Here is a 19,290-nt window from a genome sequence, read left to right as displayed (position 1 = left end):
GATCGAAGGGGTGGTGGGTACGGTGACAGTCTCAGGCAACGGCGATCAGAGCTTCCTTCGTGACGGGATGTTCGGCCGGCTCCCCGGCGACGAATCGTTCGATCTCGTGCCGGGCGCACTCGCCCAGACGACGGACCTCGGTGCCGAGCGCACCCGCGACGTGGGGTGTGAGCACCACTCCCGGCAGAGACCGCAGCGGGTGTTCCGCGGGGAGGGGTTCGGGCTCGGTCACGTCGAGGACGACGCGTAGGCCGCGGTCGCGGACCGCGGCGGTGAGTGCCTCCTGGTCGACGATCGGGGCGCGGGCGGTGTTGATCAGGGTGGCGCCGTCGGGCAGCAGAGCGAGCTGCGCGGCCCCGACCATCCCGACCGTCTCGGGCAGCAGCGGCGCGTGCACGCTGACGATGCTCGATCCGGCGAAGAGGTCGTCGAGGGTCACAGCCCGTGCTCGCTCGAGGACGGGGTCGCCCTGGCGCACCTGCGGGTCGTACAGCAGCACGTCGATGTCGAACGGCTCGAGCAGCTCGATCACACGGCGGCCGACGCGGGAGGCGCCGATGATGCCGACCGTCCGGCGGAAGTTGCCGATCGCCGGGTCGGCCTCGCGCTCGTAGAGGGCCGGGTCGGTCGCGTATCCGCGGATGTAGTCCGGCACGCCCTTCCCGGCGAGCAGGATCATGGCGAGCGTGTACTCGGCGACGGGATAGGCGTTGGCGTTGGCCGCGCTGGTGACGAGCACTCCGCGATCCCATGCGGCGTCGTCGATGTGGCCCTTCACCGTGCCGGCGGCGTGGACGATAGCGCGCAGCCGGGGCATGCGGTCGAGCTCCGCCGGCCCGATGTGCGGGGCGCCCCATCCGGTGACGAGGATCTCCACGCTGTCGAGCAGCCCGGCGGGCGCGGTGGCGAAGTCGGTGATGGTGACGGTGGCGTCCAGCGCGACGATCGACCGGAGGGCGGCGAGGTCGTCGGACGAGAACAGCAGAGCCGGCAGATCCGGTCGCATGGCGAAGGCGGCGACGGGCGTGCTCGCTGCGGTCATCGTCGACTCCTCGGGTGGGGCGGTGGTCCGGATTGCGCATTCCCAGAATGCGCATTCCCAATAATGCGCATCCCGGGTCGCCACGTCAAGCACGAATTTCGGAGAGCCTGCCGGCGGCTCAGGAGACGAGGCGGCGCACCGCCCGGCGGAGGATCTCGCGGTGGGCCTCGGCGTCGTAGGAAGCGGCGTCATGGCCGAGCGCGTCGTAGAAGATCGTCGCCGGGCCGTACTCGCGCTCCCACATCAGCGGATGCTCGGCGCCCTCGTGCTCGTGCGAGGCGAGCGCCACCACGTCCGGCTGCACCCGCAGGTCGGTGTACCGCTCGTCCGTCACCGAGAAGTCGTCGAGCCCCGCCACGATGGGGCTGCGATCGGCGTGAACATGGATGCGGGCCGGCCCGTAGTCGGGGTGGAACGTCGTGCCGCGCACCCAGACGCCGCCGAGGATGCTCTCCCACTCGGGGATGCCGCGCAGCGAGGTCGACGTCACGTGCGACGCGAGCAGCGGCCGCCCGGAGGCGAGATGCGCGAGCAGGCCGTCCCGGCCGCGGCGTTCGGCCTCCGGGTCCGGGGTGCCGGTGAGCGCCGGGTCGCCGATGTTGAGCACCAGCAGGTCGGGCGCGTCGGTCGTCAGCGCGGCCATGCGCGCATCCACCTCTTCGGAGATCTCGACCTCGAGTCCCACTTCGCGGAGGATGCCCGCCAGTCGCTCCGACGTCTCGGCGAACGGGTGCCAGGGATCGGCGTACCGCCCGGCGCCGCTCAGGATCAGTGCTCGCATCACAACCTCCGTCGGTTCGGGTTGACACCCGCGAAACGGGGTCTATCGTAACGCGATGGTAAGCGCTTTCTCGCGCGCGTGCCGATCACCGTCGATCGGAAGGGAACCTGTGTCCGACACTGCTATCGCCTCCACTCGCCTGAACCCCGACCAGCGCAACGCGTTCATCGCGTCGCTCCTCGGCTGGATGATGGACGCCTTCGACTACTTCATCATCGTGCTCGTCTACGCCGAGATCGGGGCCGAGTTCCACGTCCCGCTCGAGCAGATGGCGTACCTCACGACCATCACGCTGATCATGCGCCCCGTCGGCGCGTACCTGTTCGGTCTGTGGGCCGACCGGATCGGCCGGCGCATCCCGCTCATGGTCGACGTGTGCTTCTACTCGGTGGTGGGATTCCTCTGCGCCTTCGCCCCCAACTTCACCGTGCTCTTCATCCTGCGGCTGCTCTACGGCATCGGGATGGGCGGCGAGTGGGGCCTCGGCGCCGCGCTCACGATGGAGAAGGTGCCGCGCACCCGTCGCGGCTTCTACTCGGGCATCCTGCAGGCCGGCTACTCCGCCGGCTACCTGCTGGCGTCGCTCGCCTTCCTGCTGGTGCACTCGGTCCTCGGGCTGAACTGGCGGTGGATGTTCGCGCTGAGCATCCTGCCCGCGCTGATCACGCTCATCATCCGCTCCCGCGTCAAGGAGTCGGAGGTGTGGGAGAACACCCGCGAGAAGATGCGGAAGGCCGACACGTCCATCCGCCGCGTGTTCTTCGACGGCAAGGTGCTGCGCCGCTTCGTGTACCTGGTGCTGCTGATGGCTGCGTTCAACTGGATGAGCCACGGCACGCAGGACATCTACCCGACGTTCCTGAAGTCGACCGAGAACGGGGGAGCCGGACTGGATGCGGCGACGGCCGGCTGGATCGCCGTCGTCTACAACATCGGCGCGATCGTCGGCTGCGTCGTGCTCGGCTCGCTGTCGGACCGCTGGGGCCGGAAGGCGACGATCATCCTCGGGGCGGCCCTGACCATCCCGATCATCCCGATCTTCGCGTTTTCGCAGACGGCAGGGCTGCTGTGCCTCGGCTCCGCGCTCATCCAGTTCACGACGCAGGGGGCGTGGGGCGCCATTCCGGCGCACCTGAACGAGATGTCGCCGAACGCGATCCGCGGGTTCTATCCGGGCGTGACCTACCAGCTGGGCAACGTGATCGCGGCCTTCAACCTGCCCATCCAGCAGGCGCTCGCGCCGCAGCTCGGCTACGGCTGGGCGATGGCGTCGACGGTCGGCATCGCGGCGATCGCCGTCATCCTGCTGACCGCCTTCGGCAAGCAGGCGCACGCTATCGACTTCACTGCCGCCGACGCCGCGACTCCGGCTGCCGAGCAGGCCCCACGGCTGCGCCGCTGACCGTCCCGTCCCGCGCGTCCCCTCCCGTTCCGGCCCCGCTTGCGTCGGAGATTCGGCCCGTGTCGGGCCCGATCTCCATCCGCACCACGGTCCGTCGGAGATGTATGCGCTTTCCACCTACGTTGACACCGCGGGGGAAGCCGGACTAGCATCGGGTAAGCGCTTTCCGCGGCCCAGAACAGCACCACTACGAAGGAGTACACGTGTCGTCGATCGGCATCATCATGAACGGCGTCTCCGGGCGCATGGGATACCGCCAGCACCTGGTCCGCTCGATCCTCGCGATCCGCGACCAGGGCGGCGTCGAGCTGTCCGACGGCCGCCGCGTGCAGGTGGTGCCCCTGCTGGTCGGACGCAACGAGGAGAAGCTGGCCGAGCTCGCGAAGCGCCACGACATCGCCGACTACACGACCGACCTCGACGCAGCCCTCGCCGACGACCGCTGGCAGATCTACGCCGACTTCCTCGTCACGAAGGCGCGCTCGGCCGCCATCCGCAAGGCCATCGCCGCGGGCAAGGCGATCTACACCGAGAAGCCGACGGCCGAGAGCTTCGAGGAGGCGCTGGAGCTCGCGCGCCTCGCCGACGACGCGGGCATCAAGAACGGCGTCGTCCACGACAAGCTCTACCTGCCCGGCATGCGCAAGCTCAAGCGGCTGATCGACTCCGGCTTCTTCGGCCGAATCCTGTCAGTCCGCGGCGAGTTCGGGTACTGGGTGTTCGAGGGCGACTGGCAGGCGGCGCAGCGGCCGAGCTGGAACTACCGCGCGGAGGACGGCGGCGGCATCGTCGTCGACATGTTTCCGCACTGGAGCTACGTGCTCGAGAACCTCTTCGGCCGTGTGGAGTCGGTGTACGCGCAGGCGGTCACCGAGATCCCGCAGCGCGTCGACGAGCGCGGGGAGGCGTACGCGGCCACCGCGGACGACGCGGCCTACGCGATCTTCCAGCTGGCGGGCGGAATCACCGCGCAGCTCAACTCCAGCTGGACCACGCGCGTCAACCGCGACGAGCTTGTCGAGTTCCAGGTCGACGGCACGCTCGGGAGCGCGGTCGTCGGTCTGTTCGGCTGCAAGATCCAGCCCCGCAACGCGACGCCGAAGCCGGTGTGGAACCCGGACCTCGCCGACGCGCACGACTACGCGACCGACTGGATCGAGTCGCCGGCCAACGAGGTGTTCGAGAACGGGTTCAAGACGCAGTGGGAGGAATTCTTGCGGCACGTGCTCGAGGACGGCCCCAACCGGTTCGACTTCCTCGCGGGTGCCCGAGGCGTCCAGCTGGCCGAGCTCGGGCTGCGCTCGTCGCGGGAGGGGCGGCGGATCGAGCTGCCCGAGGTGACGTTCGACACCACTCCGGCACCGACCGCGGGCGCGGCAGACCTGGAGGCGGCGGCACGATGACGGCCGCTGCGCTCTCCACCGCGACCGCCGTCACCCTGATCGGTGCCGACGGCGCCACGTCGTCCGTCGACCTCGGCTCCGCCCCGGTGTTCACGCGACCGGCCGCGCCGCTGCGGTCGCGGGTCGCCTACGCGGCGGCTCACGTCATCCCGAAGCCCTGGGCGGAGAACGTGCCCGGAGCAACCGCCGACATCGACTGGGAGGCGACGCTCGCGTTCCGCCGGCACGTGTACTCCTGGGGGCTCGGTGTCGCCGACGCGATGGACACGGCCCAGCGCAACATGGGTCTGGACGCGGCGGCGACGCGTGAGCTGATCTCGCGGAGCGCCGCCGACGCCCGGGAGGTGGGCGGCTCGGTCGTCGCCGGCGTCAACACGGACCACGTCGACGAGCCGATCATTCCGCTGGATGCCGTCATCGACGCCTACAAGACGCAGCTGCACTTCACCGAGGATGCCGGTGCGGGGGTCGTCCTCATGGCCAGCCGGCACCTGGCCCGAGCGGCGGAGTCGCCGGCCGACTACGAGCGCGTCTACGGCGAGGTGCTCGCCGCGGCCTCCACGCCGGTCGTGCTGCACTGGCTCGGCCCGGCGTTCGACCCCGCGCTCGACGGGTACTTCGGCTCCGCCGACGTCGCGACGGCCGGGGAGACAGTGCTGCGGATCATCGAGGCCGCCGACGGCCGGGTCTCCGGGATCAAGATGAGCCTCCTGGACGCTGCCGCGGAGCGCTCGCTGCGGGCGCGCCTGCCTGAGGGCGTGCGCATGTTCACCGGCGACGACTTCAACTACGTCGAGCTGATCGAGGACGACGGTTCCGGCCACTCGGACGCCCTCCTCGGCGCGTTCGCGGCGCTCGCGCCGGCGGCATCCGCGGCGATCCAGGCGCTCGACCGCGGCGACTCCGCACAGTACCGGAGCGTCCTCGCGCCGACGCAGCAGCTCTCGCGCCAGGTCTTCGCGGCGCCGACCTTCTACTACAAGACCGGCGTCGCCTTCCTCTCCTGGCTGAACGGGCACCAGCAGTCGTTCTCCATGGTCGGCGGACTGCACTCCGCGCGCAGCCTGCCCCACCTGTCGGAGATCGTCCGGCTCGCGGGGGAGTGCGGTGCACTGGAGCGACCGGACCTCGCCGCCGAGCGCTGGACGTCGCTGCTCCGGCTGAACGGGGTCGACACATGACGGCCGATCCGCGCCTGTCGATCAACCAGGCGACCATCAAGTACGCGAACCTCGCCGAAGCGCTGCGCGTCGTCGGCTCGGCCGGAGTCGAGGCGATCGGCCTCTGGCGCGAGCCCGTGGCCGACGTCGGGCTGCATGTGGCGACGCGGATGGTCGCCGACTCCGGTCTGCGCGTCTCGAGCCTGTGCCGTGGCGGCTTCTTCACCGCGCCGGAGGGCGCCAAGCGGCGCGCGGCCCTGGACGAGAACCGGCGCGCCATCGAGGAGACGGCGGCGCTCGCCGCGGCCGGCGCCCCCGGCTCGGCGGCCGTCCTGGTCCTGGTCGCCGGCGGGCTGCCCGAGGGCTCGCGCGACCTCCCCGGCGCCCGCGCCCGGGTCGCGGACGCGATCGCGGAGCTGGAACCGGAGGCCCGCGCCGCCGGCGTCACCCTCGCCATCGAGGCGCTGCACCCGATGTACGCGGCCGACCGCGCCGTCGTGTCGACGCTCGGGCAGGCACTCGACATCGCGGAACCCTTCCCGGCCGAGTCCGTCGGCGTCGTCATCGACACCTTCCACCTGTGGTGGGACCCCGACCTGTTCGCCCAGATCGCCCGCGCCGGTCGTGGCGGTCGCATCGCGAGCTACCAGGTGTGCGACTGGGTGACGCCGCTCCCCGCCGACGTGCTGCTGGCGCGCGGGATGATGGGCGACGGCCACATCGACTTCGCGCCTATCAGCGCGGCGGTCGGACAGGCCGGGTACGCAGGCGATGTCGAGGTCGAGATCTTCAACGAGGCGATCTGGGCGGCGGACCCCGCAGCGGTCGTCGCCCGCACGGTGGAGGCGTTCGACCGCGCGGTCGGACTGCGGTCGGCCGAGCGGGCGTGATCCGCCGGCCGGTGTCGAAGCGCGGCCACCGCATCCATGCGAAGGTGGGGGAATGAGCGTCATCGTCGTCGCGCCGGACTCGTTCAAGGGCTCGGCGTCCGCCGCCGAGGTCGCCGCTGCTCTCGCGGAGGGCTGGGCCTCGGAGCGCCCGGGTGACCGCGTCGTGCCCGCGCCCATGGCGGACGGCGGCGAGGGAACCCTCGACGCGTTCGAGGCGGCGGTGCCCGGCGCCGTCCGGCATCCCGTCCGTGTGGTCGGCCCCGACGACACGCAGGTGGATGCGTCCTGGTTGATGCTCCCGGACGGCACGGCGGTCGTCGAGCTCGCCGAGACGAGTGGGCTGGGCAGGATGCCGCGGCTGGCGCCGTTCGCCGCGCACACGGTGGGGTTCGGTCAGGCGATCGCGGACGCCCTGCACGCGGGGGCCGGCTCGCTGCTCCTGGCGATCGGCGGCAGCGCATCCACGGACGGCGGGGCGGGAGCGCTCACCGCGCTCGGCGCGCGGTTCGTGGATGCGGCCGGGCGCGACATCCCGCGCGGCAACCGGGGCCTGGCGTCGCTCGCGCAGGCCGACCTTTCGGGCCTCGCGGCGCTCCCGGCCGGTGGCGCCCGCATCCTCAGCGATGTCACGAGTCCCTTGCTCGGGTCGCTCGGCGCGGCCGCCGTGTTCGGACCCCAGAAGGGCGCGGACGAGCAGGATGTGCCGGTGCTGGAGGCGGGACTGCGCCGCCTCGCCGAGACACTGCGGGCGGCCGGCGCTGCGACCGACCCGGACGAGCCCGGCGCCGGAGCCGCCGGAGGGACCGGCTTCGGGCTGCTCGTCTGGGGTGCGCGGATGGCGCCGGGCGCGGCCGCGGTCGGGGAGGCGCTGGGCCTGCCGTCGACGATCGGCGCGGCGGATGCGGTCATCACGGGGGAGGGACGCTTCGACAGCCAGTCGGCCTCGGGGAAGGTGCCGACCTATGTCGCGGCGCTGGCGCGCGACGCGGGCGCGCGCGTCCTTCTCGCTGCCGGCAGCATCCAAGCGCCCACCGCCGGCTTCGCCGACGCCGTCGCGCTGGCCGACCTCGCGGGCACGTCCGCCGCCGCGATCGCCGACCCCACGCGCTGGGCGCGCGCCGCCGGCGCCGCCCTGGCCCGCCGCTTCCGCCCCTGACCCTCGCCCCCTCCCGAAAAGTCCCGTCCCCAACCGCCAGCTCCTGAGTTTTTCGGCCCCTGGCGCGGTGTGTCGGGCGAAAAACTCAGGAGCTGTTGGCTGCGGGGTCAGCGGGTGAGGGCGGCGCTCGCCTCTTCGACGATCGCGCGCATCGCGGCCTCGGCGGCTGCGGCGTCGCCCCGACGAACCGCCGCGGCGACCTCTTCGTGCAGCCGGATCGCCTCCGGGTTCGCCGTGTCGGGCATCAGCGCGTGCACGGTCCGCCCGTTCAGCGCCTCCGCGACGGCGTCGCTGAGCGCCGCGAACACCGGGTTGCCGGATGCCTCCAGCAGCACCCGATGGAAGTCGCGATCGTGCGCCAGATACTCCTCGCGGTCCGCCGACCGCTGGGTCGCCGACATCCCGACGATCGCGGCGGTGAGCTCGCCGCATTGAGCCGGCGTCGCCCGGGCGCTCGCCAGCCGCGCGGCGACCGGTTCGATCGCCATCCGCAGCTCGCCGAGCTCCGCGAGCGCGGTCAGGCGGTCGGGACCGGCGAGACGCCAGCTCAGGATGCGCGGATCGAGCGCCTGCCACGACGACTCCGGCAGCACGACCGTCCCTCGACGCCGCCTGGCCTGCACCAGCCCGAGCGACTCGAGCACCCGGATGCATTCGCGCAGCACAGTCCGCGAGATCCCGAGTCCCTCGGGCGTGAGCACCGCCCCGACCGGGATGTCGCCCGCGACGATGCGGGCGCCGAGGGAGGCGATCGCCTGCTCGTGCTGGGAGGCCTGCGCTGCCTGAGTCACGCTTCATTATCTGCGCACGGAAGTGATCGGGTCAAAGCGACACGCATTACGCATAAACCCGTCATTACCCTCCTTGATTAGACACAAATCAGGTTTATTCCTAGAGTGTTCGTGCCCTATCCGGATTCACGACCAAGGACGTTCATGACCCCCACCCTGCTCGCTCACCTGGCGGCTGCCGCCCGCGCCGCGGCTCCAGCCCCCGCTCCGACTCCCAGCGGCCCCGAGGGACAGCTCATCTTCGCCGCCCTGGCCGGCATCGCGGTCATCGTCGTGCTGATCACCTGGCTCAAGCTGCACCCGTTCCTCTCGCTCCTGCTCGGCTCCCTCGTCGCGGGCCTCGCCGCGGGACTGGCCGCGGATGCGGCGATCGCCAGCTTCATCACCGGCTTCGGAAACACGATGGGCAGCGTCGGCGTGCTCATCGGCCTCGGCGCGATGTACGGCAAGCTGCTCGCCGACTCCGGCGGCGCCGACCGCATCGTCGACACCCTCGTCTCGCGCACCAGCGCGCGTCTGCTGCCGTGGACGATGGGCGCCGTCGGCGCGATCATCGGTCTGCCGATGTTCTTCGAGGTCGGCCTCGTGCTCCTGATGCCGGTGATCATCCTGGTGACCCGCCGGTCCGGTCTCCCGCTGATGCGCATCGCCCTGCCGACCATCGCCGGCCTCTCCGCCATGCACGGACTGGTGCCGCCGCACCCCGGACCCCTGGTCGCGATCAGCGCGCTCGGCGCCAACCTCGGCCTCACGCTGGCCTTCGGCGTGCTCGTCGCCATTCCGACGATCGCGGTCGCGGGCCCTCTGTTCAGCCGTCTGGCCGCGCGCTGGGTTCCGGTCGGCGTCCCCGACCTGTTCGTCCCGGAGGAGGGCGACGGCCCCGCACGCCGCCGGCCGTCGTTCGGTGCCGCGCTGATCAGCATCCTGCTGCCCGTCATCCTCATGCTCGGCAAGGCCGTCGCCGACATCGCCGCCCCCGACGCGGCCCCGGTGTGGAAGGTCGTCCTCGACTTCCTCGGCACCCCGGTCATCGCCCTGACGGTCGCCGTGCTCGCCGGCCTGCTGCTGCTCGGTGTCGGCGGCGGGATGGACCGCAAGGCCATGCAGACCAGCCTCGGCGCCTCCCTGCCGCCGATCGCGGGCATCCTCCTCATCGTCGGCGCCGGCGGCGGGTTCAAGCAGGTCCTCGTCGACACCGGCATCGGTCAGGTGATCGCGGACTGGGCGACCGGTGCGAGCGGAATACTCGTGCTCCTCCTCGCCTGGACCGTCGCGGCGCTGATCCGCATCGCCACAGGCTCCGCGACGGTCGCGACCGTGACCGCCGCGGGCATCCTGCTCCCGCTCACCGAGCACCTGTCGACCCCGATGGTGTCGCTGATGGTGCTTGCCATTGGCGCCGGATCGGTGTTCCTGTCGCACGTCAACGACGCCGGCTTCTGGCTGGTGAAGGAGTACCTGGGCCTGAGCATCCCGCAGACCCTGAAGAGCTGGACCGTGCTGGAGTGCCTGGTCTCGATCGTCGGGCTGGCGGGTGTCCTGATCCTGAGCCTGTTCGTCGGCGGCCTCGGGTGACGCCGGTGCGCGCGGTCGTCGTCATGGGCGTCGCCGGATGCGGCAAGTCGACCGTCGCTGCGCTCCTCGCCGAGCGTCTGGGGTGGGAGCTGTTGGAGGGCGACGGACTGCATCCTGCGACGAACGTCGAGCGGATGAGCGCGGGGATTCCGCTCACTGATGAGGACCGCGCGCCCTGGCTCGCCGCGATCGCCGAGTGGATGCGCGAGCGGCTCGACGCCGGACGCCCCGTGGTCGTCGCCTGCTCCGCTCTCGCGCGGAGGTACCGCGATGTGCTGCGCCGGGACGATGTGCTCTTCGTGCACCTGACCGGCTCGCCGGAGCTCCTCGAGGCCCGCCTCGCGTCGCGCGCGCATCACTTCATGAAGTCGGGGATGCTGCAGAGTCAGCTCGCGACGCTCGAGCCGCCCGCCGGCGACGAACGCCACCTCACGCTCGACATCGCCGAGCCGCCGTCCGCTCTCGCCGCCCGAGCCGCATCCGCCCTCACCCCCTGACCCTCCACCGTCGAGTACGCAAACTTTGCACGCGAATCGCCGTCTGAGCGTGCAAAGTTTGCGTACTCGACGGTGCGAGGGTCAGGCGCGGGCGGCGGCGTACTGGGTGCGGATGACGGAGCGCGTGTCGACGGGGAGCGCGGCGGACGTCTCGACGGTCCAGGACGGACGCGTACCGGTCAGCGCCCACGCCGCCTGCACCGCGCCACCGTCCGCGACGTACTCGCCGGGCGCCGGCACCTCGACCGGCGCGTCGAACACCTGCGCGGCGACCTGCGCCACGGCCGGGTTCTGCGCCGCTCCGCCGATGAGCAGGATGCGGCGCTCGCGCACGCCGGCCGCCCGCACGGCGTCGAGTCCGTCGGCCAGCCCGCACAGCATCCCCTCGATCGCGGCACGCGCCAGGTTCGCCGGGGTCGTCGAGGCGAGGGTGAGTCCGTGGATGCTGGCCTTCGCGTCGGGCAGGTTGGGGGTGCGCTCGCCCTCGAAGTACGGGACGAGCACCACACCGCCGGATCCGGGTTCAGCAGAGAGCGCCAGGGCGGACAGTCCGTCGTGGTCGACCGATAGGAGATCGGCGATGGAGCCGAGCACGCGCGCGGCGTTGAGCGTCGCGATGAGCGGCAGGGACAGGCCGGAGGCGTCCGCGAAGCCCGCGACGGTGCCCGATGCATCCGCGATGGGCGCATCGGTCACGGCGAAGACCGTTCCGGAGGTGCCGATCGAGACGACGACGTCGCCTTCCGCGGCGCCGAGTCCGAGGGCCGCACCGGCGTTGTCGCCCGCGCCCGGTCCGACGAGCACACCGGATGGCGTCCGTCCGGCCGACTCCGACGGTCCAAGGACACGCGGGAGCACGACGGCGTCGCTCCCCGCACCGGCCGACGAGCCCGCCTCGCGGCCCGGCCGGCCGAGCGCCCGCTCGAACAGGTCGAGGTCGTACGCGCCAGAGGCCGCGGCCCAATAGGCGGTGCCGCTGGCGTCGGAGCGGTCGGTGGTCAGCGCCTCGAGGTCTGGTCCGAGCTCGCTCTCGCCCTCCGGTCCGTAGCCGCGGAGGCGCCAGGTCAGCCAGTCGTGGGGGAGCGCGACCGCGGCGACGCGGGCGGCGTTCTCGGGCTCGGCGTCCCGCAGCCAGCGCAACTTGGTCGCGGTGAAGGAGGCGACGGGCACCACGCCGACGCGGTTCGCGTACTCCTCGGCCCCGACCTCGTCGATCAGGTCGCGGGCGGCCTGCGCCGACCGGGTGTCGTTCCAGAGCAGGGCGTCGCGGATGACCCGGCCCTGTGCATCCAGCACCACCATCCCGTGCTGCTGCCCGGCGACGGAGATCGCGTCGACGTCATCGAGCCCGGCTGCGGACGCGATGGCCTCCTGCAGCGCGCTCCACCAGGCCGCGGGGTCCACCTCGGTGCCGTCGGGGTGCGCGGCGCGGCCCGACCGCACCAGCGCACCGGTCTCGAGGTCGCGCACGACCACTTTGCAGCTCTGCGTCGAGGAGTCGACGCCGGCGACGAGAGTCACGGGTGTCCTTTCACGGGCGATCCCACCCGCCGTCGAGTCCGCGAACTTTGCACGTTTTCAGAGTGAGGAACGTGCAAAAAGTGCGGACTCGACGGGGGTGGGAGCGGGAGGGATGGGGTGGATGCGGGTCAGCGCGCGCCGAGCAGGTGCTCGAGGGCGAGCTGCTGCAGGCGGACGAATCCGAAGCCCTTCGCGCCGAAGTACGCGTTCGGGTCGAAGTCCTCGTACGCACTGCGGTCGGCGAGCAGGTCGTCGTACGACTCGCCCTCGCCGAGGGTCGGGCGGGAGAGCTCGATGACGCGGGACGCCTCCAGCTGCTCCTGCACCTCCGGGTCGGCGCGGAAGGCCTGCGCACGCTCCTTGAGCAGGAGGTAGGTGCGCATGTTCGCCGCGGCCGAGTCCCAGACGCCGGTGATGTCCTCGGTGCGGGACGGCTTGTAGTCGAAGTGGCGCGGGCCCCCGTAGGCCGGGCCGCCGTCGGGGCCGCCGTTCTCGAGCAGGTCGACGAGGGCGAACGCGTTCTGCAGGTCGCCGTGGCCGAAGACGAGGTCCTGGTCGTACTTGATGCCGCGCTGGCCGTTGAGGTCGATGTGGTACAGCTTGCCGTGGTACAGCGCCTGGGCGATGCCGGCGGCGAAGTTGAGGCCCGCCATCTGCTCGTGTCCGACCTCGGGGTTGAGGCCGACGAGCTCCGGGCGCTCCAGCGAGTTGATGAACGCCAGCGCGTGGCCCACGGTCGGCAGCAGGATGTCGCCGCGCGGCTCGTTCGGCTTCGGCTCGATGGCGAAGCGGATGTCGTAGCCCTTGTCGGTGACGTAGTCGCCGAGCAGGTTGACGGCCTCGCGGTAGCGCTCGAGTGCGGCGCGGATGTCCTTCGCCGCGTCGTACTCCGCGCCCTCGCGGCCGCCCCACATCACGAACGTCTTGGCGCCGAGCTCGGCGGCGAGGTCGATGTTGCGGAGAACCTTGCGGAGGGCGAAGCGGCGGACGGCGCGGTCGTTGGAGGTGAATCCGCCGTCCTTGAAGACCGGCGCGCTGAACAGGTTGGTGGTCACCATCGGCACGATGATGCCGGTGTCGGCGAGGGCCTGCTTGAGGCGGTCGATCTGCTTCTGGCGCTCGGCGTCGGTCGAGCCGAACGCGAACAGGTCGTCGTCGTGGAAGGTGAGGCCGTAGGCGCCGAGCTCGTCGAGCTTGTGCACCGCCTCCACCACGTCGAGCTGGGGGCGGGTGGGGCCGCCGAACGGGTCGGTGCCGTTGTAGCCGATGGTCCACAGTCCGAACGAGAACTTGTCGGCGCGGGTGGGGGTGAGGCTCATGATGTTCCTTCAGCGTCGTCGGTGATTTGTTGTTTCAATAAACTTATACAGCACGGGCGGTGCGAGCGCGAGTCCGTGGAGCGAACTCGCACCGCACCGTCGGTCAGCGGGCGTCCGTGAAGACGGCACCCACGGTAGCCGTCTCGACGTCCGACGTCACCAGGCGCGGGTCCGCCGGGACGACCTGGTGCACCGGCCCGGTGATGGCCAGCGACGCCGTGGTCTCACGCAGGTCGCAGGACGGCGCGACCCACAGTTCCACCGTGCCGGGTTCGACGATGCGCGTCAGCGACCGGTCCGAGAAGGCGAGGCGTGTCGTCGGCACGGCGAAACGCACGACGGCCTCCTCGCCCGGCTGCAGCTCCACCCGGCGGTAGCCGAGCAGCTGCGCCACCGGACGAGTGACGCTCGCGTGCACATCCCGCGCGTACAGCTGGACCAGGTCGGTTCCGACGCGCTCACCGGTGTTGCGGATGCGGACGCTCGCGGTGAACGTCCCTCCGGCCGCGACCTCCCCGTCGACCACCAGGTCGCTGCGCTCGAACGTCGTGTATGAGAGCCCGTGGCCGAACGGCAGCACGGGGGTGCTGTCGGCGCTCGTGATCTCGTTCGGGCCGCCCAAGACGGGGTGCAGGTACGAGTACGGCTGCGCGCCGGCCGAGCGGGGGAGCGAGACCGGGAGGTGGCCGGAGGGCGAGATCCGCCCGGAGAGCACAGCGGCCAACGCTCGGCCGCCCTCCTCGCCGGGGAAGAACGCCTGCAGCACGGCCCCCGGCGCCGTGACGCCCTCGACGGCCCACGCGATCGCGTACGGACGCCCGGAGAGCACGACGAGCACCACGGGGGTCCCCGTCGCGACGACCCGCTCCACCAGCTCCCGCTGGATGCCGGGGAGCTCGAGGCTCTCCACGTCGTTTCCCTCGCCGACGGTCCCGCGGCCGAACAGACCGGCGCGGTCTCCGACCACGACCACCGCGACGTCCGCCGCGCTCGCCGCGGCGACCGCGGCGGGGATGCCCGAGCGGTCGTCGCCCTCCACGTCGCAGCCGCGCTCGTACGCGACCGACGCGGACGGGAACTCGGCGCGCACCGCCTCCAGCACCGAGGGCAGCTCGAAGCCGAGCGGCACCTCCGGGTGGTGCGCGAGCACGTGGTTCGCGAACGAGTAGCAGCCCATGAGCGCCTCGGGGGCGTCCGAGTTCGGGCCGAGCACCGCGATGCTCGCCGGAGCCGACGCGAGCGGCAGCGTGCCGTCGTTGGTCAGCAGCACGAGCGACTCCTCGGCCAGCCGCAGGGCGACATCCCGGTGGGCGGGCGTGTCCAGATCGATGGATGCAGGAGGCTCGTCGAAGGTCTCGTCCAGCAGGCCAAGCTCCTCCTTCTGCGCCAGCACACGGAGGACGGCGCGGTCGACCAGCGCCTCGTCGACCTCGCCCGACCGGATGCGGGAGGCCAGCGGCTCGAGGAACGCGTCGCCCGTCGGCAGCTCGACGTCGATTCCGGCCGCGAGCGCGATCGCCGCCGCCTCGCCGAGGTCGGAGGCGACGCCGTGCATGGTGTGGAGGAACGCGACCGAGAAGTAGTCGGAGACCACCGTCCCGTCGAAGCCCCACTCGTCGCGCAGCACGCCCGTCAGGTACTCGGCGCTCGCCGCGACGGGGACGCCGTCGATCTCGGCGTACGAGTTCATGACCGATCGGACGCCGCCGTCCCGCAGCGCCATCTCGAACGGAGGCAGCAGGGTGTCGCGCACCTCGCGCGGGCCGGCGTGCACCGGCGCGTGGTTGCGGCCCGCCTGCGAGGCGGAGTACCCGACGAAGTGCTTCAGCGTCGCGTGGACACCGGCGCCCTGCAGTCCGCGCACGTACGCGGTGCCGAGCGTGCCGACGACGTACGGGTCCTCGGCGATGCACTCGTCGACGCGGCCCCAGCGCGGGTCGCGGATGACATCCAGCACAGGAGCGAGCCCCTGGTGGATGCCCAGCTCGCGCATCGACATGCCGATCAGGCCGGCCATCTCCTCCACCAGCTCCGGGTCGAACGAGGCGCCCCACGCCAGCGGCGTCGGGAACGTGGCCGCCTTCCAGGCCGCGAGTCCGGTCAGGCACTCCTCGTGCACCAGCGCGGGGATGCCCAGCCGGGTCTCCGCCTTCAGCCGGCGCTGCTCCGCCCACAGCCAGGCGGCGCGCTCGACCGGCTCGACCGGTCGCGTGCCGTAGACGCGGGTGAGCTGCCCGAGGCCGTGCGCGGTGGCATCCGCGTACGCGCCCGGGTTGCCCATCTCGCCGGCCATCGGCGCCACGAGCTCGTCGCCCTTGTCGACCCAGAAGCCCACGAGCTGTGCGAGCTTCTCCTCCAGCGTCATGGAGGCGAGGAGGGCGCTCACGCGCTCGGAGGGCGCAGTGGAGCGCGGAAGGGATTCGGTCATGTCGATCTCACACTTCTTGACGTGCGGGCGTCAGCCCTTGACGGCGCCGGTCAGGCCGCCGACGATGCGGCGCTCGAACAGGCTGAAGAAGATCAGCGCCGGGATCATGGACAGGGACGTGAACGCCAGCACCTTGGCGGTGTCGACGGAGTACTGCGACGAGAACGCCTGCACTCCGAGCGGCAGCGTGAACGTCGCCTCGTTGTTCAGGAGGAAGAGCGGCAGCAGGTAGCTGTTCCAGCTGGCGATGAAGGCCAGGATGCCGACGGTGATGACGCCGGGAAGCGACAGCCGCAGCACCATCCGCCAGAAGAAGCCCAGACGGCTGCAGCCGTCGATGAAGGCCGCCTCCTGGATCTCGTCAGGGATGGCGCGGAGGAACGGCACCAGGATGATGATCGTCGTCGGCAGGGCGAAGGCGATCTGCGGGAGGATCACGCCGCCGAGCGAGTTCATCAGGCCCAGGTTGCGGACCACGATGTACAGCGGGGTGATCGCGACGGTGATCGGGAACATCAGGCCGGCGGCGAACAGCGCGTAGAGGGCGCCGCGGCCGCGGAACTGGTAGCGGGCGAGCACATAGCTGGCCATCAGTCCGAGGATGATCACGCCGACCGTCGTCACGACGGCGACGATGGTCGAGTTGAGCACCTCCTGCCAGAACACCCCGCCGGTGAGCACGCCGATGTAGTTCGCGGCGTTCCACGGGTTGGGGAATCCGGCCGGGTCGACGGTGATCTGGGAGTTCGTCCGGAACCCGCCGATCACGATGTACGCGATCGGCGCCAGCATCAGCGCGATGACGACGAGGGCGACGAAGTAGACGGTGGGGGAGCCCCAGGGCAGCCCCTTGGCCTTCTTGCGATCGGGCGCATTCAGGACGCCCGGCGCGTCCGGCGCGTCGGGGATGACGGTGAAGGCGCTCATCGCTTCTTCCTTCCGGTGCGCCTGTCACCCGTGAGCGCGCCCTCGGTGTCGCGCCGCAGCACGAACCGCTGGTAGAACAGGGCGACGATCAGGGAGATCAGGAAGATGACGACGGCGACGGCGTTTCCGTAGCCGAAGTTGCCGGCGTTGCGGCCGTTGGCGACCATGTAGGTCGCCATAGTCGAGGTGCCGGCGGTGGAGGCGACGTACTGGCCCCAGATGATGTAGACGAGGTCGAACAGCTGGAGCGCTCCGATGATGGAGAGGAACGCCCAGATGCGCAGCGTCGGGCCGAGCAGCGGAAGGGAGATCCGTCGCTGGATCTGCCAATACGACGCGCCGTCGAGGGCGGCCGCTTCGTACAGCTCCTCCGGGATGCCCTGGAGGCCGGCGAGGAAGAGGATGACGGCGAAGCCGACGTACTTCCAGGTCAGGATGGCCAGCAGCGTCCAGATGGCCAGGCTCGGATTCGACAGCCAGTCCTGGGTGAGGAACCCGAGCCCGAGGTTCTCCAGGAGCCCGTTGAGGGCGCCCTTCGTGGAGAGCATCAGGCTCCACCCGGTGCCGACGACGACCTCGGCGATCACGTACGGCACGAAGATCAGGACGCGGATCAGCGACTGCCCGCGCATCTTGCGATTGAGCAGGAGCGCCAGCAGGATGGCCGCCGGCCCCTGGAGGACCAGGGAGCCGATCACGATGATCCCGTTGTGCAGCAGGGCCTGCTGGAACGCGGAGTCCTGGAGGATCGTGATGTAGTTCTGCAGGCCGATGAAGTCGGTGGCCGGCCCGTATCCCTGCCAGCGGAAGAAGCCGTAGTAGGCGGCGATCGCGACCGGGAAGATCACGAAGGCCAGGAAGATGATGGCTGCGGGACCGGCCAGCAGCGCGATCTCCAGGCGCATGGCCCAGCCGGTGCGCTTGCGGCGGCGCGGCTGCGACGGGGGCGACGCGACTGCGCCGCCCCCGCCGTGCTGCGCGAGACCCGCGTTCGGCACGAGGCCGGGGGACGTGTTCTCGCGGATGTGTGTCACGAGGAGAGTCCTCAGCCCTTCTTGGCGGCGTCGTTGGCCGCCTGGATGAGCTGCTTCGGGTCGCTCTTGCCGGCCAGCATGTCGACGACCGCCACGTTGAGGGCGTTGCCGACGTTCTGTCCGAGAACGGTGTCGAGCCACTGCGAGACGTACGGGGCTGCGTTGTAGGCGGCCAGCACATCCTTCAGGTACGGCTCGGTGACGACCTTCTGCGCCTCGGCGTTGACCGGCGGGGCGTTGAAGGCCTTGTAGTAGGCCTCCTGCTGCTCCGTCGACGCGACAAAGTTGAGGAAGTCCGCGCACTCCTTCGGAGCCTTGACCGAGCACGAGTAGCCGTCGACGCCGCCCATGATCGAGCCGGGCTCGCCCTTACCGCCCGGAACCTCCGGGAACGGGTAGAAGCCGAGGTCGGGGAGGGGCTTCTGGTCGGGGGTCAGGGACGCGATCACGCCCGGGTCCCACGCGCCCATCAGCTCCATGGCCGCCTTGTGGTTGGCGACGAGACCCGCCGAGCTTCCGGCGCCCTGCTGTGCGGTCGTCGTGAGGAAGCCCTCGTTGAACGGCTTGGTCTTGGCGAAGTCGTTGAGGTCTTCAGCGGCCTTCAGCCAGCAGGGGTCGTTGAACGACTTCGAGTCGGCCGACTTCTCCATCGTCGACCCTGCGCACTCGCGCAGCGCGAACCAGTAGAACCAGTGCGCGGCCGGCCAGGCGTCCTTGGCGCCGAGGGCGATCGGGGAGACCCCGGTGCCCTTCAGTGCGGTGACATCGGCGTTGAGGTCGTCGATGGTCTTGGGTGCGTCGGTGATTCCTGCCGCTTTGAACAGGTCCTGGCTGTAGAAGAGACCGCCCGGGAGCACGGCGATGGGCATGGCCCACACCTTGTCCTGGTAGGTCTCGGCCTTGAACGAGCCTTCGGAGATGTTCTTCTTGGTCTCGGACGACACCTTGTCGGTGATGTCCATCAGCTGACCCGCGTTGACCATCGCCGCCATCTTCCCGCCGCCTCGCTGCAGGAAGATGTCGGGTGCGTCGCCGCTGTTGAGCGCGGTCTGCAGTTTGCCGTCGAGGTCCTCGTTCTGGATGGACTGGACCTTGATGGTGACCTTCGGGTTCGCCTTCTCGAATGCTGCGACGGCGTTCTTCCAGAACTCCTGGCCGGGGCCGGTGGTGGAGTTCTGCCAGAGGGTCATGTTGACCTTGCCGTCGCCGGAGCTGTCGGAGCCGCCGCTGCACCCGGTGAGTGCGAGTGCGCCGGCCATCACGACGGCGGCCCCGGTGAGGAGCTTGGTGCCTTTCATGTGATTCCAACCTGTTCTCTTCGTTGAGGTGGGGACGACGGAAGTGTCGCAAGCGGTGGGGGCGGT

The 19,290-nt window shown here is 70.8% G+C and carries 16 protein-coding genes; 7 read left to right on the top strand and 9 right to left on the bottom strand.

Translation table 11 applies throughout. From position 1 onward, the window contains the following. Nucleotides 1-31: 31 nt before the first annotated feature. Nucleotides 32-1,042 carry a hydroxyacid dehydrogenase gene (locus tag ACF1AJ_RS09560; RefSeq protein WP_391507103.1) on the bottom strand — a complete coding sequence of 337 codons (1,011 nt, stop codon included), beginning with the start codon at nucleotides 1,040-1,042 and terminating at the stop codon, nucleotides 32-34. A gap of 118 nt (nucleotides 1,043-1,160) precedes the next feature. Beyond that, entirely contained in the window at nucleotides 1,161-1,823 is a 663-nt protein-coding gene (locus tag ACF1AJ_RS09555) for a ThuA domain-containing protein (RefSeq protein WP_391507102.1), read from the bottom strand. 109 nt (nucleotides 1,824-1,932) lie between these two features. Between ACF1AJ_RS09555 and ACF1AJ_RS09550 the strand changes: the two genes are divergently transcribed. The 5 genes from ACF1AJ_RS09550 to ACF1AJ_RS09530 all read left to right on the top strand — a co-directional run bounded on the left by ACF1AJ_RS09550 (nucleotide 1,933) and on the right by ACF1AJ_RS09530 (nucleotide 7,834). Further along, nucleotides 1,933-3,225: an MFS transporter gene (locus ACF1AJ_RS09550; RefSeq protein ID WP_391507101.1), complete on the top strand. Its 1,293-nt coding sequence runs from the start codon at nucleotides 1,933-1,935 to the stop codon at nucleotides 3,223-3,225. Nucleotides 3,226-3,428: 203 nt separating this feature from the next. Continuing rightward, nucleotides 3,429-4,628, top strand: a complete 1,200-nt coding sequence (locus tag ACF1AJ_RS09545; protein WP_391507100.1) for a Gfo/Idh/MocA family protein — start codon at nucleotides 3,429-3,431, stop codon at nucleotides 4,626-4,628. Continuing rightward, complete coding sequence (locus ACF1AJ_RS09540; RefSeq protein WP_391507099.1) at nucleotides 4,625-5,809, top strand: dihydrodipicolinate synthase family protein; 1,185 nt, start codon at nucleotides 4,625-4,627, stop codon at nucleotides 5,807-5,809. Before ACF1AJ_RS09545 ends, ACF1AJ_RS09540 begins: the two co-directional genes overlap by 4 nt. Continuing rightward, complete coding sequence (locus ACF1AJ_RS09535; RefSeq protein ID WP_391507098.1) at nucleotides 5,806-6,678, top strand: sugar phosphate isomerase/epimerase family protein; 873 nt, start codon at nucleotides 5,806-5,808, stop codon at nucleotides 6,676-6,678. Before ACF1AJ_RS09540 ends, ACF1AJ_RS09535 begins: the two co-directional genes overlap by 4 nt. A 52-nt stretch (nucleotides 6,679-6,730) precedes the next feature. Next, nucleotides 6,731-7,834, top strand: a complete 1,104-nt coding sequence (locus tag ACF1AJ_RS09530) for a glycerate kinase (RefSeq protein ID WP_391507097.1) — start codon at nucleotides 6,731-6,733, stop codon at nucleotides 7,832-7,834. Nucleotides 7,835-7,941: 107 nt separating this feature from the next. Here the strand turns inward: ACF1AJ_RS09530 and ACF1AJ_RS09525 are convergent, their stop codons facing one another. After that, a complete protein-coding gene (locus ACF1AJ_RS09525) occupies nucleotides 7,942-8,625 on the bottom strand; it encodes a FadR/GntR family transcriptional regulator (protein WP_391507096.1) in 684 nt (227 codons plus the stop codon). Between the two features lie 144 nt (nucleotides 8,626-8,769). Between ACF1AJ_RS09525 and ACF1AJ_RS09520 the strand changes: the two genes are divergently transcribed. Both ACF1AJ_RS09520 and ACF1AJ_RS09515 read left to right on the top strand, forming a co-directional pair. After that, the gene (locus ACF1AJ_RS09520; protein WP_391507095.1) at nucleotides 8,770-10,200 is read left to right on the top strand and encodes a GntP family permease; all 1,431 of its coding nucleotides are present in this window, start codon (nucleotides 8,770-8,772) and stop codon (nucleotides 10,198-10,200) included. Next, the gene (locus ACF1AJ_RS09515; protein WP_391507094.1) at nucleotides 10,197-10,697 is read left to right on the top strand and encodes a gluconokinase; all 501 of its coding nucleotides are present in this window, start codon (nucleotides 10,197-10,199) and stop codon (nucleotides 10,695-10,697) included. The genes ACF1AJ_RS09520 and ACF1AJ_RS09515 overlap by 4 nt, the downstream gene beginning before the upstream one ends. 81 nt (nucleotides 10,698-10,778) lie before the next feature. On the opposite strand, the gene xylB is transcribed toward ACF1AJ_RS09515, so the two are convergent. The 6 genes from xylB to ACF1AJ_RS09485 all read right to left on the bottom strand — a co-directional run bounded on the left by xylB (nucleotide 10,779) and on the right by ACF1AJ_RS09485 (nucleotide 19,224). Beyond that, nucleotides 10,779-12,218 carry a xylulokinase gene (gene xylB / locus ACF1AJ_RS09510; RefSeq protein ID WP_391507093.1) on the bottom strand — a complete coding sequence of 480 codons (1,440 nt, stop codon included), beginning with the start codon at nucleotides 12,216-12,218 and terminating at the stop codon, nucleotides 10,779-10,781. Nucleotides 12,219-12,346: 128 nt separating this feature from the next. Continuing rightward, nucleotides 12,347-13,537 (bottom strand): xylose isomerase, encoded by a 1,191-nt coding sequence (gene xylA, locus ACF1AJ_RS09505; protein ID WP_391507092.1) that lies wholly within the window; start codon nucleotides 13,535-13,537, stop codon nucleotides 12,347-12,349. 103 nt (nucleotides 13,538-13,640) lie between these two features. Beyond that, nucleotides 13,641-15,965: a beta-glucosidase gene (locus ACF1AJ_RS09500; protein ID WP_391507091.1), complete on the bottom strand. Its 2,325-nt coding sequence runs from the start codon at nucleotides 15,963-15,965 to the stop codon at nucleotides 13,641-13,643. A 30-nt stretch (nucleotides 15,966-15,995) separates the two neighbouring features. Continuing rightward, complete coding sequence (locus ACF1AJ_RS09495; protein ID WP_391507090.1) at nucleotides 15,996-16,892, bottom strand: carbohydrate ABC transporter permease; 897 nt, start codon at nucleotides 16,890-16,892, stop codon at nucleotides 15,996-15,998. After that, complete coding sequence (locus ACF1AJ_RS09490; RefSeq protein ID WP_309856790.1) at nucleotides 16,889-17,926, bottom strand: sugar ABC transporter permease; 1,038 nt, start codon at nucleotides 17,924-17,926, stop codon at nucleotides 16,889-16,891. Before ACF1AJ_RS09490 ends, ACF1AJ_RS09495 begins: the two co-directional genes overlap by 4 nt. An 11-nt stretch (nucleotides 17,927-17,937) precedes the next feature. Next, complete coding sequence (locus tag ACF1AJ_RS09485; protein WP_309856792.1) at nucleotides 17,938-19,224, bottom strand: extracellular solute-binding protein; 1,287 nt, start codon at nucleotides 19,222-19,224, stop codon at nucleotides 17,938-17,940. Between the last annotated feature and the right edge of the window lie 66 nt (nucleotides 19,225-19,290).

This window comes from Leifsonia sp. NPDC014704, from assembly GCF_043083605.1.
In the GTDB taxonomy this organism is placed as follows: Bacteria; Actinomycetota; Actinomycetes; order Actinomycetales; family Microbacteriaceae; genus Leifsonia.
The sequence above is the reverse complement of the archived record's forward strand: the minus strand, read 5'-3'. Positions and strand labels throughout refer to the sequence as shown.